Source organism: Micromonospora sp. LOL_014 (assembly GCF_048060245.1).
Taxonomy (GTDB): domain Bacteria; phylum Actinomycetota; class Actinomycetes; order Mycobacteriales; family Micromonosporaceae; genus Micromonospora_E.
Genome location: NZ_JBHMIP010000003.1, coordinates 191755 through 207257 on the forward strand (window position 1 = coordinate 191755; position 15503 = coordinate 207257).

Here is a 15503-nt window from a genome sequence, read left to right on the forward strand (position 1 = left end):
CGAGAGGGCGCGGCTGACGTCGCAGTTGTGCCGCCGCCCTGGTCAGCGGTGTCGGCGGGGGCGCGGTGCCCAGCGGAGACCGTCACGCTGGACGAAGATCTCCCGCCGTTCGCGGGCTTCACCGTCAGGTGCCAACACGTACCCGGACAACCAGACCCAGTCCTGATACGTCCACCGCTTGTCCACTGTTGTCACCCGGAACCGGAAGCCTCGCCCGGCCGCGAACTGCACACTCGCCCTGCCGTCGATGATCAACTCGTCGCCGGGCCGGGGGTCCGCCGGCGACCGGTCGGCCGGCACGCTACCGATCAGCCGCCGGCATCTTCACGCGGAGGAAGTCGAGGAGTCTGCGCACGGCAGGACCGCCTTTCAAGCTCGCTGATCGGGCATGGTCTTCGGTGGAGCGGGTGGAAGGGCGGCCCGACCCCGAACGGGGTGCGGAGGTCGGGCCGCCCGCCCTGCGCGCGCAACCTCAATCGGCAGTACGCGCACAGGGCCGCTGAGTACAGCCGAGGCGGATTGCTTCACGGGAGGAGTGGGCTGACTCCATTCAGTGACGCAGCCCGCCCCGGCTGCCGGGCCGGGTGCACCCGGAGGGTGGAAAGCCAAGCTGCCGAGCGAGGCGTTCCGAGGAGCAATGTTAGGTAGGTTAGATACCTAAGTCAACATCAGTCTTGTAGGTAGCCAAGTTCCATGGTCAAATCGAGGTGCCGAGCGAGGAGTACCTTGAAATGCCCAGTCGACCTGCCGACTACCTACGTGTCGTCGATGACATCACCGAACAGATCCGGTCCGGTGAGCTGTCGCCGGGCGACAAGCTGCCGACCTACGCCCAGCTCTCCGACACGTACAAGGTCAGTGTCTCCACAGCCCAAGCCGCCCTGCGGCTGCTGCGCGACCGTGGTCTGGTCGAAGGCCACCAGGGCAAGGGCACGTACGTCGCTGAGCAGGCTACGGAGATGTAAACCCTCGCTGCCGAGTTGGTGGCGCAAGGCTCATGCCCCCCACGAAACCTACAGCCCAAAGCATCGCACAACGCCCTGTCGACTACGCTCCGCGACAGTTGGCCCAGGCGCTCGCACCGGACGGGGCGCTCCAACGTCGGCTTCACCGACGGGTACCGGCACACCCGATACGCGGAGGGGAGTCACAACGTCCTCCCCTGCCCATGCGGTGGTCTTGTCGTAGTTGGTGGCGGTCTTGAGGCAGCGGTAGAGGATGCCGACGAACTGGACAATTGGCGGAGGGTGGCTTGGTGGCCGGCGCCGCAGTCGCGTAGTTGTCTGCGGAATGGCTTCTCTGGCCGCAGGTCTGCGTGATCATTTCTCGGTGGTCGAGGGGATGGCGATGATTCCTCGGCTGTCGGAGATCACCGTGCTGCCGCAACCCGCAATCGGGCTGGTGACCACCGTCGGCTTCACAAAATCGCCGCCCACCGCGACGCCGTCGAGGCTGCTCAGCGAGCAGGTCGGCGGGAGCCCGGCGGCAGCCCGGTCGGTGACCACCACGGTGACTGCAGTCGGCTTGTCGACCACCGCATTGGGCCTGTCGAGGGTGGCCCAGGTGAACGCGACCAGCGAGGCGGCGAAGATGGCGGTGCCCAGTACCAAACGGTTGGTGAGCGCTCGGAACCGTTCGCCGGTGGCGATCTGGTGGGCGACGACCTCGATGCGGTTAGCCGCCTGCAGCGCGTTCGCGGCGCGGGCCTCGACCGTACGCCTGTCTTCGGTAGAAGACTCGCCACCGGCTCGCATCCGGGCCAGCGATGCCTGGGACTCCCGGTACTCCGTGTAGACCTCGTGGAGCGAGTTCTTGCCGTCGAACAGATAAGACCGCAGGGCGAGCAGCGACCGGACGAGATCGTCCTGGTTGGAGTCGACGATGGCCAGGCCGCCCACTCCGGGGCGCCGGCCCCGGAGCTCACGCTCAGACAGATCGCGGATGCTCGGGCGGGGCGTGACCATAACCCGGGCAGCGGCGGTGATTAGTACCACCACGGTGCCGAGCGAGAGGCCGCCGCCGGCTACGGCCACGACCTGGTGCAGCGTGTCGGCATCGGCTAGGACGCCGAGGTCCTTGATCTGGAAGCTACCGACCAGGATGGCGCCGACTGCGGCTGCGGCGGCGATCAACCACTTGGCGGACTCACGGAGATTCGTCACGGCGGCCGGCGCACTTGCCGCGTACGGGTCGTCGACCACTTCTTCCCCCTCGTGTCGCTTGTACTACAAGTCGCTCGCCAAATGTACTACAATCAGGTACGAGGAGGCTCAGATGACCAATCCAAGGGAGCCTGTCGTCGCGAATGACCGCGTCTACACGATGCGCGAGCTCAATCAGCGGACCGCCGAGGTGCTCCGGCAGATCAACGAGGACGGCCGGCCCGCCGTGATCACCCGCCACGGCAGGTTCGTAGCCCTGATCACCCCTTTGGCCGACCGCGACATCGAGGCGGCCCTCCTCGACCAGATCCTCGAGTCGACCGGCAGCCGGGAGCAGCTCATCGGGCACCGCCCGCTGGACACCGCGCGTACAACGAGCGAGGTTGCCGAAGAACTCGGCCTCACCTTACCCGACTATCCGCAGAGAAGAATCGACTAGCCCGGTCCCGCCAGCCGCCGTGCGAGCTTGTCATTGCCGATAACCCGGAGCACAACGAACGCCCTGTGCCGTCGGCGCAGCTTGATCCGCTCGGTGGGGGTGAGGTAGCGATAGACCAAGACGAAGTCCTCGGACCGACCCGGCGGGAGAACCGCCGGGTCGGATCCGAAGGAGAGGAAATCGGGGAGATCGCAATGTCGGACCGCCCGTCTCCACCAAACACCCGGGTGCTCCTTGAGGTGGCCCTCGATCTCTGTGTCGGTGGTAGGCACCCGGAGTTCTTCTTCAGCGAGCCGCACGAGATCCTGCGCCAAAGTGTGGGCGATCATGTGCAGGTCCTCGACGGCGTCAGGCGACCAGACCACCACTCCCATTCGGACATGTATACCGGGGTCCATGTCGAGAGGCAAGGACACGCTACCCGTATCGATGAAGTGAGGGGTGAGCGATGACCCGGTCCTGGACGGTCTACCGCGACAGTACTGGCGATTCGGTCGAAAGGGATGCCAAGGCGATGCCGTCGTACGACCGTGGCGCGCTTTTGGAGCTTTTGGATCGCGTGAAGACCGGCGGCATCCTGTCCGGGGAGAGCCGGGCATACTCCGGCGGGCTCTGCGAACTCCGGGTGGCCGGACGTTACCCGGTCAGCTTCGTCTACTTCACTCCCGACCACCGAAGCGCGGTGCTGCTCGCCGTCGGCATCAACCGCTCCAGGCGGGACGCGGTTCACCAGACGGCCGTGCGGCGCCTGCGCAACTATCTGCTCGACCTTGAGTCGAACGGGCTGCACGCCGCCGTCCGCGACTCAGCGGAGGAACGCGTTATCGCCCCGCGGGATGCGGGGTTCGCCTTCCCCTCCCTGCCCACTCTGCCCGGCTATCCGGTGACCCACCAAGTGCTGCTCCGGTTCGCCGACGCCGAGGACGGCGCCCGCTTCGTCGAAGTGGTCAAGCCCGGCTCCGGGGTGGTGGCGCTAGCGTTCACCTCGGACGACGTGGAGGCGCTGTTCGAGTTACTGCCGGTCATCCTTCCGGAGCGTCACCCGGAGCACACCCGCCTCACCGACCATCCGGACGACCAGCCGAAGTGAGGCGAAGGGAGGCTACGATGAGCGACGCACCGGGGCAGGAGCTCTGGCCGCTGCTGGCGAAGGACGTTGATTCGGAGGTCCGGTGGGGATTTCAGGACGCGCGAGTGCGCGCCAACCTGATCTCCCAACTGACTGATCTGCGTCGGCAGTTGGCGCTGAGCACGGCCGAGCTAGCCCGACGGTCGGGTATGCCTGAGCACGCCATCGTCGAGTTCGAGGCGGGCTCGGCGGACTACTCAGTGGAGTTCGTCCAGCGCCTGTGCAGGTCCATGGGCGTGCGCCTAGCGTTAAGTCTGGAGGCGGACGCGCAATCCCCGCCTGAAGGAACGGCGTCGCTGGCGACGATCGCGCGGCGGCAGTGGGAGATCAGCCCGGCTCAACCCTGGCTGCAGGCAGCAGAGCCGGACGAGTAGCCATGACCGCAGTCGGCCGGGAGGCCGCTGCTGTCCGACACAGTAATCATCTGCTTGCCGGCCGGGGCGCCGAACTGGCCCTGCATCTGATCAATAAGATGTGGAAGGATCACCCTCACCGACACACTGGTCCGCTTGCACGCATCAGCGGGTGGAGGCTCTAGCAGGGCGATTGCGTTGTCGAACGACGGGTGTCATTAGCTGGGAAGGTCCGTGGCGAGTAGCCTCTTCTGTGGAGGCGGGTGCAGCGGGTGAAGTCACGTTGATAGTCATGGATTTTTATCCGCTTCAGGACGCTCGTGGCCCCGCCGCCCGCTGACATCACGCCCGATTCCCGCATTTTCTGTTATCACCGGATGCACCGGCACCTCCGCGCCGGTCGTTGGGGGCAAGCGAGGTTGCTGCGCGCGTTGGCCGCCGTGCCGTATCCCCTCGACCCGCGCGGGGCGCGCTACCTGCTGTCTGGCCTCTTGGTCGTCGCGATGACGCGGTCCTAGCCGACGCTGGTTGTTCGTCGCGATCGCCGACTGGCTATGCAACCTAAAGAAACTGTCCGTCAGGTGGCAGGCGCCGTAGACGCGGCCCGAGCGGCGCACAGACCCACACCGGTACGCCGAGCGCCGCCGTTCCAACCCATCCTGTCCGGATCGACCCGCCGGAGGCCGGTGGCCATATCCTCATCCTCGGGCTGATCGCCGGCATCACGGTCAACCGTGCGGTGAACGTCGCACGCGAGCAGATAGCGAGGTACCTGAAACGTGAGCGCCGACCAGAACCGCAGTGACCTGATCCGTGCCATGGCCCGGGGAGACTGGGGCACGGCCGATCGGCTCCTCGCCGAGATCGGCGACAAAGGGCTCCGAGAAGGGCCGCAGACCATCACCGCTGCCTTCTTCGTCGCGGTGCAACGACGCTTCGGCGAGACACTCGACCTGCAGCAGATCGCCAACTTCGTCGCCACGACCCGTCAGCGGTACGCGGACGGTCACGAACTGCCCGCCCTGGCGATGGAGGGCATGATCCGAGGAGCACTCGGCGAAGCAGACCTACTCGACGATATCGCTCCGGACGTAGCCTTCTCTGCGCAAATCGTGATCCTCGGGACGCTGCTGCAGGACGAACAGTGGACCGAGGCCGCGCTGGAGGATTTCATCCGCGAGGTCGAGCAGACCGCCGCGCAGTACATGTAGCCGAGCAGGCCCGGATCGCGTGGAGCTCTCGTATCTGCTGGTTGAGGTACCATAACCATATGGCGCTGAAGAAGACGACGGTGATGGTCGACGAAGATGACCTGAGGGTCATCAAGGAGGCTGCGGCGAGGGAAGGCCGTCCGGAGTCGGAGTACTTCCGGGAGGCGTTCCGTATCGCGGCGCTGCGGGCGCGTCGTTGGTCGGGTGACTGGGACATACCGGAGATCGGTTTCGGAGGGCCGGTGAGCGACGACGACGTGCGGGCAGCGGTCGCGGAGGCTACGGATCGCAAGTACGGATCGGCCGGCCGCGCTGCATGATCGTTGTCGGTGACACCTCTGGCTTGGTAGCCGCGTTCAACATCGACGATCCCGAGCATGCTGCTGCGCGCAGGGCTTTCGCCGGGGCGTCCGCGACGGTGATCTCACCGTTGGTGTTCGCGGAGATCGAGCACATCATCACCCGGAACGTGGACCGCAAGGCGGCGCACGCCGTGCAGGACTGGCTGCTGGGCCAGGAACGGAATCTCCGGGTCCTGGTCCCGGAGGTGACCGCGACCGCGCTGCGCAGGGCCCGCACAGTCCAGTCGCAGTACGCGGCGCTGAGGTTGGATCTCGCCGACGCGGTGAATGTTGTGCTTGCCGAGCAGTACGAGACGGACGCGGTGTTGACGCTGGACCGGCGGGACTTTAGGGCCATCCGCCCGTTGAGCAGTCATGCGGCTTTCCGGATCCTGCCCGACGACCTGTGAAAGCCCAGTTCCGGAGGACGGTCTGCCGTTGCCCAGCCGACCTATCGACTGCCTTCGTGTGCCGTTAGCATGCGCATATGTGGGGTGTGCGTCGTCCACCGTCCGATTTGAGCAGACGGGCACGATCGTTCGTTGCCGCTCACGGGGTGTGGCTCGACGTGCCGCCGGTGAGTCAATTTCGTGATGCGTGGCTGGAGGCGCGGATTCCTGACGAGGTCATCGATCGCGCCGAGAGGTATCAGACCCGGTTGGGTGGCCTCGTCCTGCCGTCCGCGCCGGGCATGCCCGAGGACGCCGCCGGCCCTCGGATGCTCAGCGTGGGCGCACCGGAGTGGGAAGACACGTCTGCTTCCCAAGGATGGTTCTTCGAGGCTGGGCCGCAACGCACCGCTGTGCCGTACTCGTTCCTGATCGGTCCGGACGGGACGTTCGGTATCGCCGGTGGCGATGATGATCGGTGGGTCCCGTTGCACGGCAGCATCGAAGGCTGGGTCGAAGCCCTGGCTCTGGCGTATGCGGCGATGGACATCGCGGACACGGTCACCCGGCTGACCGGTTCGGCCGTCGACCGGCTCGACCTGACCGCCATGCAACCGGTCGCACAGGTCGGCGGCATCGCGAACGGCTGGTGGTACCGACCGGGCCTGCTGGCCGCCGTGTACACGGGCGAGGCGGAACTGTTCGCGCGGCCGGCCTACCGCACTGCCTACCTGTACGCCGGCAACATCGATGAGCAGTGGTTGTAACGCTTGCCGCATCGGCCCAGGATTGGGGCTGGGTGGCGAGCCAGCCACCGCCTCGGCTGCCTCGGCACCGGTCGTGCCGTCGAAACGTGGGCGATCATCGACATGTAGCGCGATCAGCGGCCCGATCGCGGTTGGCGGATGGGGAGCAGCCTGTTGGAGCATGCCGGGAGGTCACGGCTCCGGGTCCGGACAAGGCGCTGCGCCAGATGCTTAACGACTGGGACCTCCTCGGCGTTGGGGAGCTATACGCGGGCGATGACGAGTACGACTGTCTACTCGGACCGCTACTGACGAGGTTGGCCGCCGGGGCAGACGCAGACGACGTCTCGCGCTTCTTGCAGGACAGGATCGAGGGCCACTTCGGACGCGACCCTACCGACGTAGATGTCGCCGACTTCGTCGCCAGAGCTGTGGCCTGGTGGCAGGCCGAAGAATCGCGGCCAGCGGCATAGTTCTTCCAATCAGCGCCGACCAGCACCAAGCTCTCGCCGGTCGCAGTTCCGTACGCCGGGCCGTGAACGCAGCTCGGCGGGCGCGACAGGGGTTCCCGGAGCCGGGACAGCCAGGCCAGGCGGTCAGACGGTCAGACGGCGAAGGAGGCGGGGCGGTCGGTGGCTGCCGGCGGCGGGGTGGCTTGCCAGACGCCCAGCTTCTGTGCGCCCAGCCGGCCCAGGTACGCCGGGTTGAGAATCACGTACCGGCGCCACAGCCGCTTCGGTTCCAGCCCGAGCCGCCACAGCCACTCCAAGCCGTACCGCTGCATCCAGGACGGCGGCTTGCGCAGCAGGCCGGCGTGGTAGTCGAAGGCCGCGCCGACCGCCATCAGCGGCATGTCCAGCAGCGGCCGCATGGCGTACGCGAAGACCTCCTGGCGGGGGCAGCCCAGCCCGACCAGCACCAGCCGGGCCCCTGAGTCCCGGATCCGGTCGGCGATCTCGGCGTCCTCACCGGGGCCGACGGCGCGGAACTTGGACGGCTCGACCCCGGCGAACTTCAACGCCGGGAACATCTGCTCCAGCTTCGGCACCAGCCGGTCCAGCGTTTCCTCGGTGGATCCGTACAGGTAGACCGGCAGCCCTTCGTCGGCGCAGCGCTGCAGCACCCGCAGGGTGAGGGTAGGGCCATAGACACGGTCTTTCAGCCCTGCTCCGTGCAGCAGGTTGAGTCCCCAACGCACCGGTTGGCCGTCCGGGGTGACCAGGTCGAACGAGTTGAGCCGGGCGTTGTGCGCCGGGTCCAGGACCCCGGTCATCACCCCGTGTACGGCGAGTGCGGTCAACGCCAGCGGCCGGCGCTCCCGGGCGGCGTCGACCACCCGCTCGGTGGCGGTCTCGTAGTCGACGGCGTCGACCAGCACCCCGAGCAGGTTGCGTTTGCCCTGGTCGATCATTTCCCGGGCACCCACTTGTCGACGTTGGCCTGGTAGATCTCCTGCAGGATCATCGGTACGTCGTAGACCTGCTTCCAGCCAGGGTAGTCACGCTGGAAAGCGGCGTTCGAGCCGATCCACCACTGGTGGTCGCCGACCCGGTTCGCCTCCTGGTACTCGGTGATCATCTTTTCGCCGGTGATCTGCTCGGCGATGGCGAACGCCTCCAGGTGCGAGCAGTTGGAGTGCCGGCCGCCGCCCAGGTTGTAGACCGCCGCCGGGCGTGGGTCGCGGAAGAACGCCTCGAACGCGGAGACCACGTCGTGGCTGTGGATCGCGTCGCGGACCATTTTGCCGCCGTACCCGAAGATCTTGTAGGTGCGTCGCTCCATGTTGCAGCGCATCAGGTAGCCGAGGAAGCCGTGCAGCTCGGTCGCCGAGTGCGCCGGGCCGGTCAGCGTGCCGCCCCGGAAGCAGGCGGTACGGATGCCGAAGTAGCGGCCGTACTCCTGCACCATGATGTCGGCGGCGACCTTCGACGCGCCGAATACCGAGTGCAGGCAGGCGTCGATCGACATGTCCTCGGTGATCCCGCCGGCGTACGGGTGGTCCGGGGTGATCTCCCACCGGGTCTCCTGCTCGATCAGCGGCAGGCTGTTCGGCCGGTCGCCGTACACCTTGTTGGTGGAGCAGTGGATCACCGGTGCCTCGGGGCAGTGTTCCCGGACGTTCTGCAGCACGTTGAGGGTGCCGCCGCCGTTGACGTCGAAGTCGGTGAACGGGTCGCGCACCGCCCAGTCGTGCGACGGCTGCGCGGCGGTGTGGATCACCACGGCGATGTCCCGGCCGTACCGCCGGAACAGGCCCGCCAGGGCGTCGCGGTCGCGGATGTCCACCGCCTGATGGGCGTACGCCGCACCGAGGTCGCGCCGCAGGGTCTCGACGTTCCAGGCGGTGGACGCCTCGGGGCCGAAGAACTCGCGGCGCATGTCGTTGTCGATGCCCACCACGTCCAGGCCGAGGCCGGCGAAGTGCCGGGCCGCCTCCGATCCGATCAGACCGCCGGAACCGGTAACCAACGCGACGCTCACACGACACTCCTGAGCTGGGGGGTGGAGTAAACGGTCAACAGGATATCCGGGCGATATGTGAAGAAGGCCCCGCCGTCCGGCGGAGCCTTCTTGATCGTTGCAAGCTGGTCCGGGTGGCTGGTGCCGCCCGACCTGCTGGTGGGGAAGGGGGGAGTTGAACCCCCACGCCCTTTCGGGCACACGGACCTGAACCGTGCGCGTCTGCCATTCCGCCACTTCCCCGGATGCTGTCCGGGACAGTCGGTAGAAGACTAACCCGGCCGGTCCTTCCCGATCCCGGTGGGGGTGTCGGTCGGGGCCACCCGCTGGCAGGTGCCGGGACATACTACGCTGTCCCTGGTCGCCCCGAGCTTGATATCGCCCGCGACGCCTGGCGAAGAGTAGCACGGGGCGGGTCGGTCGTTCGGGACAGGCCGGGAGCGGTGGTCGATCGGCGTGCGGGTGGCACGGGCGACGGCCGGATACCATCATGTCCTCGGAACCCGAGGAGGAGCCGGTGAGCGTGCTGCAACGCTTCGAGAAGCGTCTGGAAGGCCTAGTCGAAGGGGCCTTCGCCAAGGTGTTCAAGGGTGTCGTGCACCCGGTGGAGATCCTCAACGCGATGCAGCGGGAGGCTGAGGCCCACAAGGCGATCCTGGCTGGTGGGCGCACGCTGGTGCCGAACCGCTACGTAATCGATCTCTCGCCGTACGACCACAGTCGGCTGGCTCCGTACGCGGCGGCCCTGGCCCAGGAGCTCGCCCAGTCGCAGGCGGAGTTCATCGGTGAGCAGGCCTGGACGGTCTACGGCGACGTGATCGTCGAGATTGAGCGGGGCGACGGGCTCGACACCGGGATGTTCCGGGTGACGGCCGAGGTGTTCACCGGCGGCGACGTCGCGCCGGTGCAGCAGCCCGGGTACGACATGCCCGGGGGTGGTCAGGGCGGCTATCCGCCGTACGACCAGCAGGGCGGGGGGTACGGTCAACCGCCGCACTCGCCGGCCGGCACCCGCAACGTACGGCTGGTCTCGGGTGACGGGCGGACCTATCCGCTGCAGATGGGTTCGACCGTGATCGGCCGGGGTGACCAGGCCAATCTGCGCCTGCCGGACGTGGGGATCTCCCGCCGACACGCCCGGCTCGACTTCGACGGTGCTCAAGTGGTGCTGACCGATCTGGGGTCGACCAACGGGACCATGGTCAACGGGCAGCGGGTCTCCGCAGTGGCCCTGAACCCCGGTGACATGATCCAGCTCGGGACGACCACGCTCACGTTCCGAGTGGATGGCTAACCTTGCCCGAATTCGTCGTTGCCGTCGCCCGGGTCGGCTTCATCGTCCTGCTGTGGATCTTCGTCTTCACGGTGGTGGGGGTGATCCGTCGGGATCTGTTCGCCGGTGCCCGGTCCAGCCGCCTGGTCGCGGCTCCGCGCGGGGTCAGCAGCAGTACGGCACCGGCCCGGCCGGCCAAGGTCAAACGGGGGCGGGCCGCTCATCAGCTCGTAGTGACCGCTGGCCAACTGGCCGGGACTAAAATTACTTTGGGTGAGTCTCCGATTACGATAGGTCGGGCAGAGGACTCCACCCTGGTCATCACCGATGACTACGCGTCGGCGCGACACGCCCGGCTGATGCCCCGGGACGGCCAGTGGTTCATCGAAGACACGGGTTCCACTAACGGGACCTACCTGGACCGCGCTAAGGTCACCGGACCTACCCCCGTACCCCTCGCCGTGCCGATCCGAATCGGCCGCACATCTCTTGAGTTACGGCCATGACTCTGACCCTGCGCTATGCCGCCCACAGTGACCGCGGACTGATCCGTGACGGAAACCAGGACTCCGTCTACGCCGGGCCGCGGCTGCTCGCCGTGGCCGACGGCATGGGCGGGATGGCCGCCGGTGACGTCGCCAGCAACCTCGTCATCGGGGCACTCGCCCCGCTCGACGAGGACGTCCCCGGCGACGCCATGGTCGACGCCCTACGCGGCGCCGTCGGCCTGGCCAACCAGCACCTCCGGGACACCGTCGACGCCAACCCCCATCTGGAGGGGATGGGCACCACGCTGACCGCGACGCTCTTCTCCGGCAGCAAGATCGGCATGGTGCACATCGGCGACTCCCGGGCGTACCTGCTGCGCAACGGGGAGTTCGCGCAGATCACCAAGGACGACACCTACGTCCAGATGCTGGTCGACGAGGGCCGGATCAGCGCCGAGGAGGCCAGCAGCCACCCCCAACGGTCGCTGCTGACCCGGGCGCTGGACGGCCGGGACATCGACCCGGAGTACTCGGTACGCCAGGTCGTCGCGGGCGACCGCTACCTAATCTGCAGCGACGGGCTGTCCGGCGTGGTCAGCCCGGACACCATCGCCGAGACGCTGCGCGAGTACACCGACCCGGGCAAGTGCGTCGAACGCCTGGTCCAGTTGGCGCTGCGCGGCGGCGGCCCGGACAACATCACCGTCGTCGTCGCCGACGCCACCGACCAGAGCATCCACGAGCAGGCACCGATCGTCGGCGGTGCCGCCGCCCGCGACCGGGGCATGGCCACCGCCGCCGACGACTCCACCCCGGCCGCCCGGGCTTCCGCGCTGTCCGCGCCCCGGGCCGCCGTGCCGGAGCCGGCCGCCGCCGCTGCCGCCCCGGACGACGAGCCGCAGCGCCCCCGCCGCCGGCCGCTGCGCGCGGCGATCGTTCTGGTCGTGCTGGTCGGCATCCTCGGCGGTGGAGTCTGGGCCGGCTGGGCCTACACCCAGCGGCAGTACTACGTCGGCGCCACCGGCGAGGGCCAGCTGGCGATTTTCCAGGGCATGCCGGGCGAGGTGGCCGGCGTCAGCCTCTCCACCGTGCACCAGACCAGCGACCTCGCCCTGGACGACCTGACCTCCGTCGCTCAGGACCGGGTCAAGCGCGGCATCCACGCCGGCAGCGAAGCCGAGGCGCAGCGGCACCTGCTGGAACTCACCCGGGACGACGCGGGCAACCCCAACCTGAAGCCGATCTGCCCACCGACGCCCACCCCGACCCCGTCACCCACGCTGTCCCCGTCACCGGAGGCCGACGTGACCGGTTCGCCGGGTGCGACGCCCGAGGGCCTTGCCTCCGGATCACCGACCGGCCCGGCGAACAGCCCGTCACCGGGCGCCACCCCGAGCCCGTCAGGTGCCCCGGAGAGCTCCCCGGACGCCCCACCGGTCGAGCCGGTCCCGCCGGTGACCAACCCGGCCGGTTGCCGGACGGTCGGCTGAGGCCGGCGAGCGAGGTGAAGGAAACCCAGTGACCGCTTCAGTCGGACCCGCCCCGCCGGCCATTACCGGTGAGATGCCGCGGATCCGCCCCATCAGGACGCGGCGAAACGCCGAACTCGGCCTGCTGGCCCTCGCGCTCGCCGTGGTCGCGCTCTACTCGGCCGCGGCCGAAGCGGCCGTGCTCGGCACTATCCGGCCCGGCTTCTGGGTGCCGACCGCCGTGGTCGGCGCGGTCTTCGTCGGCCTGCACCTGGTCATCCGGTTCTTCGCCCCGCACGCCGACCCGGCCCTGCTGCCGGCGGTGGCCCTGCTCAACGGCATCGGCGTCGGTTTCCTGCGCCGCTACGACCTGGCCCAGGTGGCCGCCGCCGAACGGATCGACTATCCGATCTTCGCCGGCACCGGGGGGCGGCAACTGGCCTGGACCCTGGCCGCCGTGATGCTCGCCGCCGGACTGCTAGTCCTGGTCCGCGATCACCAGGTCGTCGCCCGGTACGCGTACACCCTCGGGCTGGCCGGGATCGTGCTGGTGATGATCCCGGCGGTGCTGCCGGCGCGGTACTCCGAAGTCAACGGTGCCAAGCTGTGGATCCTGATCGGCGGCTTCTCGATCCAGCCCGGTGAGTTCGCCAAGCTGGCCCTGCTGTCCTTCTTCGCGTACTACCTGGTCCGCAAGCGTGAAGTGTTGTCGCTGGCCAGTCGGCGGGTGCTCGGGATCGACTTTCCTCGGGGCCGGGACCTCGGCCCGGTGCTGGTGGTCTGGCTGCTCAGCGTCCTGGTCCTGGTCTTCCAGAAGGACCTCGGGACGTCGCTGCTCTACTTCGGCATGTTCGTCGTGACGCTGTACGTCGCCACCGAACGGGTCAGCTGGCTGATCATCGGTCTGCTGCTGTTCTTCGGCGGCGCCTTCCTGGCGTACCACCTGGGCAACATCGTCGGTGGCCCGTTCGCCAACTTCTACCAGCGGGCGAACATCTGGCTCGACCCGTTCTCCGACCCGTACGACGACGGTTATCAACTGGTCCAGGGCCTGCTCGGGCTCGGCACCGGCGGGCTGTTCGGCGCCGGACCCGGCGGCGGCCAGCCGTTGAAGGTGCCGGAGGTGCACAACGACTTCATCTTCGCCGGCCTCGGCGAGGAGATCGGCCTGTTCGGTCTCTCCGCGCTGCTCATCGTCTACCTGCTGGTCGCGCAACGCGGGCTGCGGGCCGGCCTGGCGGTACGCGACTCGTTCGGCAAGCTGCTCGCCGGTGGCCTGGCGTTCACCCTCTCCCTGCAGGTCTTCGTGATCGTCGGCGGGATCAGCGGGCTGATCCCGCTGACCGGTCAGACCACCCCGTTCCTGTCCGCCGGCGGCTCGTCGCTGATGGCGAACTGGCTGCTGGTGGCGATGCTGCTGCGGATCTCCGACGCTGGCCGTCGGCCGGTGGCGGGCGCTGAGCCCCGACCGCCCGGCGCGCCGGCCGGACCACCTGCCCAGTTGCACGGCGCGCCGACGGAGGTGATCCGCCGATGAACGCCCCGCTGCGCCGAGTCGGCGTGGTCATCATGGTGCTGTTCGGCCTGCTCTTTGTGAACCTCAACTGGGTCCAGGGCTACAAGGCCGAGGAGTACCGCACCAGCGACTACAACGGCCGGGTGCAGGTCGCCGAGTACGACCGGCAACGCGGCAACATCGAAGCCGGCGCCCGTGCCCTGGCCACCAGCACCCCGACCGACGGCGAGCTGCAGTATCTGCGCACCTACCCGGACAACGAGCTCTACGCGCACGTGATCGGCTACAAGCCGGTCAACCTGGCCGCCACCGGCGTGGAGAAGGCTGAGAACGAGTTCCTCGCCGGCACCAGCGACCAGCTCTTCGCCGACCGGGTCCGGGACCTGTTCACCGGCGAGGAGACCGGCGGCGGGAACGTGCTGCTCACCATCAACCGGCGGGCGCAGGAGACCGCGTACCGGCAGCTGCTGGACAACCGGGTCGGTGTCGACGTGGGCGCGGCGGTGGCGCTCGATCCGCGTACCGGCGCGCTGCAGGCCCTGGTCTCGCTCCCCAGCTTCGACCCGAACCCGCTGGCCAGCCACGACACCGGGGCGGCCCAGGAAGCCTTCAACGAGCTGGACAGCGACCCGAACCGTCCGCTGAACAACCGGGCCCTCGGCGAGGTGCTGCCGCCCGGCTCCACCTTCAAGGTCGTCGTCGCGGCGGCGGCCCTGGAGAACGGCACCACCGTCGAGACGCCGATCTCCGCCGGCCCGGTCTACCGGCACCCTGACTCCGGCACCGACATCCGCAACGCCGTCGACTCCATCTGCCCACAGGACGAGGTCACCCTGATCACCGCCCTGACCGACTCGTGTAACACCGGCTTCGCCAAGCTGGGTGTGGAGCTCGGCGCCGAGACGGTCAAGGCCAAGGCCCGCGACTTCGGCTTCGAGGACGAGGAGCTGGTCGTCGGCCGGACCAGCGGCGACGACGGCCTGCCGGTCGCGGCCAGCCGGACCGGCGACATCACCAACCCGGACGGCAGCGAGGACGGCGCGGCGCTGGCCCAGTCGTCGATCGGCCAGAACAACGTCCGGATGACCCCGCTGGAAGGCGCGATGATCGCGGCGGCGGTGGCCAACGGCGGCAGCCAGATGCGCCCGTACGTGATCCAGCAACTGCTGCACGCCGACCGGACCAGCAGCTACTACACCGCGGACCCGCGGGAGCTGCGCCAGTCGGTGAGCGGGTCGGTCGCCGCCGACCTGCAGGAGATGATGGTCAGCGTGGTGCGCAACGGCACCGGCCGCAACGCCCGGATCGACGGCTACACCGTCGGCGGCAAGACCGGCACCGCGCAGGCCGGCGAGGGCGACGACGACCACGGGTGGTTCATCGGCTTCGTCACGTCCGAGGACGGTGAGCCGATCTCGGCGGTCTGCGTACTGCTGGAAGGTGCCGGCAGCGGCGGCAGCGCGGAAGCGGCCCGGATCTCCGGCCAGATCATGCGGGCACTTGTCGCCGAGCGTGAGGGGCGATGAG

At 68.3% G+C, this 15503-nt stretch carries 18 protein-coding genes and 1 tRNA gene; 13 read left to right on the forward strand and 6 right to left on the reverse strand.

The genetic code is table 11. The features are described 5' to 3' along the window. Positions 1–42 precede the first annotated feature (42 nt). On the reverse strand, positions 43–300 hold the full coding sequence (locus tag ACFHW1_RS04265) for a hypothetical protein (protein WP_416593502.1): 258 nt from the start codon (positions 298–300) through the stop codon (positions 43–45). A 431-nt stretch (positions 301–731) separates the two neighbouring features. Between ACFHW1_RS04265 and ACFHW1_RS04270 the strand changes: the two genes are divergently transcribed. Then, a complete protein-coding gene (locus ACFHW1_RS04270) occupies positions 732–965 on the forward strand; it encodes a winged helix-turn-helix domain-containing protein (protein ID WP_416614850.1) in 234 nt (77 codons plus the stop codon). A 354-nt stretch (positions 966–1319) separates the two neighbouring features. Here the strand turns inward: ACFHW1_RS04270 and ACFHW1_RS04275 are convergent, their stop codons facing one another. After that, entirely contained in the window at positions 1320–2201 is an 882-nt protein-coding gene (locus ACFHW1_RS04275) for a hypothetical protein (protein WP_416614851.1), read from the reverse strand. 73 nt (positions 2202–2274) lie between these two features. Here ACFHW1_RS04275 and ACFHW1_RS04280 point away from each other — a divergent pair, with 73 nt between their 5' ends. Beyond that, entirely contained in the window at positions 2275–2601 is a 327-nt protein-coding gene (locus ACFHW1_RS04280; protein WP_416614853.1) for a type II toxin-antitoxin system Phd/YefM family antitoxin, read from the forward strand. Here ACFHW1_RS04280 and ACFHW1_RS04285 read toward each other — a convergent pair. After that, positions 2598–2975, reverse strand: a complete 378-nt coding sequence (locus ACFHW1_RS04285; RefSeq protein ID WP_416614854.1) for a hypothetical protein — start codon at positions 2973–2975, stop codon at positions 2598–2600. The two genes, ACFHW1_RS04280 and ACFHW1_RS04285, sit on opposite strands and share 4 nt — an antisense overlap. 74 nt (positions 2976–3049) lie before the next feature. Between ACFHW1_RS04285 and ACFHW1_RS04290 the strand changes: the two genes are divergently transcribed. From ACFHW1_RS04290 to ACFHW1_RS04315, 6 genes are all read left to right on the forward strand, one after another. Then, positions 3050–3691: a hypothetical protein gene (locus tag ACFHW1_RS04290; RefSeq protein WP_416614855.1), complete on the forward strand. Its 642-nt coding sequence runs from the start codon at positions 3050–3052 to the stop codon at positions 3689–3691. A gap of 17 nt (positions 3692–3708) precedes the next feature. Next, the gene (locus ACFHW1_RS04295) at positions 3709–4104 is read left to right on the forward strand and encodes a helix-turn-helix domain-containing protein (protein ID WP_416614856.1); all 396 of its coding nucleotides are present in this window, start codon (positions 3709–3711) and stop codon (positions 4102–4104) included. Positions 4105–4862: 758 nt separating this feature from the next. Beyond that, positions 4863–5294 (forward strand): hypothetical protein, encoded by a 432-nt coding sequence (locus ACFHW1_RS04300; RefSeq protein WP_416614857.1) that lies wholly within the window; start codon positions 4863–4865, stop codon positions 5292–5294. A gap of 59 nt (positions 5295–5353) precedes the next feature. Further along, positions 5354–5614, forward strand: coding sequence for a ribbon-helix-helix protein, CopG family (locus ACFHW1_RS04305; RefSeq protein WP_416614859.1), 261 nt, complete (start codon positions 5354–5356; stop codon positions 5612–5614). Positions 5615–5637: 23 nt separating this feature from the next. Continuing rightward, positions 5638–6045: a PIN domain-containing protein gene (locus tag ACFHW1_RS04310; protein WP_416614861.1), complete on the forward strand. Its 408-nt coding sequence runs from the start codon at positions 5638–5640 to the stop codon at positions 6043–6045. A gap of 146 nt (positions 6046–6191) precedes the next feature. After that, positions 6192–6791, forward strand: a complete 600-nt coding sequence (locus tag ACFHW1_RS04315) for a hypothetical protein (protein WP_416614862.1) — start codon at positions 6192–6194, stop codon at positions 6789–6791. Between the two features lie 583 nt (positions 6792–7374). Here the strand turns inward: ACFHW1_RS04315 and ACFHW1_RS04320 are convergent. From ACFHW1_RS04320 to ACFHW1_RS04330, 3 genes are all read right to left on the reverse strand, one after another. Further along, on the reverse strand, positions 7375–8181 hold the full coding sequence (locus tag ACFHW1_RS04320) for a WecB/TagA/CpsF family glycosyltransferase (RefSeq protein WP_416614869.1): 807 nt from the start codon (positions 8179–8181) through the stop codon (positions 7375–7377). Then, positions 8178–9251 (reverse strand): NAD-dependent epimerase/dehydratase family protein, encoded by a 1074-nt coding sequence (locus tag ACFHW1_RS04325; protein WP_416550969.1) that lies wholly within the window; start codon positions 9249–9251, stop codon positions 8178–8180. Before ACFHW1_RS04325 ends, ACFHW1_RS04320 begins: the two co-directional genes overlap by 4 nt. A 136-nt stretch (positions 9252–9387) precedes the next feature. After that, positions 9388–9473 (reverse strand) — tRNA-Leu (locus ACFHW1_RS04330). 247 nt (positions 9474–9720) lie between these two features. Between ACFHW1_RS04330 and ACFHW1_RS04335 the strand changes: the two genes are divergently transcribed. From ACFHW1_RS04335 to ACFHW1_RS04355, 5 genes are all read left to right on the forward strand, one after another. Further along, the gene (locus ACFHW1_RS04335) at positions 9721–10524 is read left to right on the forward strand and encodes an FhaA domain-containing protein (protein WP_416550970.1); all 804 of its coding nucleotides are present in this window, start codon (positions 9721–9723) and stop codon (positions 10522–10524) included. A gap of 2 nt (positions 10525–10526) precedes the next feature. Next, positions 10527–11009: an FHA domain-containing protein FhaB/FipA gene (locus ACFHW1_RS04340; protein ID WP_278172744.1), complete on the forward strand. Its 483-nt coding sequence runs from the start codon at positions 10527–10529 to the stop codon at positions 11007–11009. Beyond that, complete coding sequence (locus ACFHW1_RS04345) at positions 11006–12481, forward strand: PP2C family protein-serine/threonine phosphatase (RefSeq protein WP_416550971.1); 1476 nt, start codon at positions 11006–11008, stop codon at positions 12479–12481. The genes ACFHW1_RS04340 and ACFHW1_RS04345 overlap by 4 nt, the downstream gene beginning before the upstream one ends. 73 nt (positions 12482–12554) lie before the next feature. Next, a complete protein-coding gene (locus ACFHW1_RS04350; protein ID WP_416551103.1) occupies positions 12555–13997 on the forward strand; it encodes an FtsW/RodA/SpoVE family cell cycle protein in 1443 nt (480 codons plus the stop codon). Continuing rightward, the gene (locus ACFHW1_RS04355; protein ID WP_416550972.1) at positions 13994–15502 is read left to right on the forward strand and encodes a peptidoglycan D,D-transpeptidase FtsI family protein; all 1509 of its coding nucleotides are present in this window, start codon (positions 13994–13996) and stop codon (positions 15500–15502) included. The genes ACFHW1_RS04350 and ACFHW1_RS04355 overlap by 4 nt, the downstream gene beginning before the upstream one ends. The last annotated feature ends 1 nt before the right edge of the window (position 15503 follow it).

Excerpts from the sequence above, each read along its gene's own strand:
- ACFHW1_RS04350 (WP_416551103.1), top strand. The coding sequence starts at position 12,555 with ATGCCGCGGATCCGCCCCATCAGGACGCGGCGAAACGCCGAACTCGGC.
- ACFHW1_RS04290 (WP_416614855.1), top strand. The coding sequence starts at position 3,050 with ATGACCCGGTCCTGGACGGTCTACCGCGACAGTACTGGCGATTCGGTC.
- ACFHW1_RS04335 (WP_416550970.1), top strand. The coding sequence starts at position 9,721 with ATGTCCTCGGAACCCGAGGAGGAGCCGGTGAGCGTGCTGCAACGCTTC.
- ACFHW1_RS04295 (WP_416614856.1), top strand. The coding sequence starts at position 3,709 with ATGAGCGACGCACCGGGGCAGGAGCTCTGGCCGCTGCTGGCGAAGGAC.
- ACFHW1_RS04305 (WP_416614859.1), top strand. The coding sequence starts at position 5,354 with ATGGCGCTGAAGAAGACGACGGTGATGGTCGACGAAGATGACCTGAGG.
- ACFHW1_RS04345 (WP_416550971.1), top strand. The coding sequence starts at position 11,006 with ATGACTCTGACCCTGCGCTATGCCGCCCACAGTGACCGCGGACTGATC.
- ACFHW1_RS04320 (WP_416614869.1), bottom strand. The coding sequence starts at position 8,181 with ATGATCGACCAGGGCAAACGCAACCTGCTCGGGGTGCTGGTCGACGCC.
- ACFHW1_RS04280 (WP_416614853.1), top strand. The coding sequence starts at position 2,275 with ATGACCAATCCAAGGGAGCCTGTCGTCGCGAATGACCGCGTCTACACG.
- ACFHW1_RS04285 (WP_416614854.1), bottom strand. The coding sequence starts at position 2,975 with ATGGGAGTGGTGGTCTGGTCGCCTGACGCCGTCGAGGACCTGCACATG.
- ACFHW1_RS04270 (WP_416614850.1), top strand. The coding sequence starts at position 732 with ATGCCCAGTCGACCTGCCGACTACCTACGTGTCGTCGATGACATCACC.
- ACFHW1_RS04355 (WP_416550972.1), top strand. The coding sequence starts at position 13,994 with ATGAACGCCCCGCTGCGCCGAGTCGGCGTGGTCATCATGGTGCTGTTC.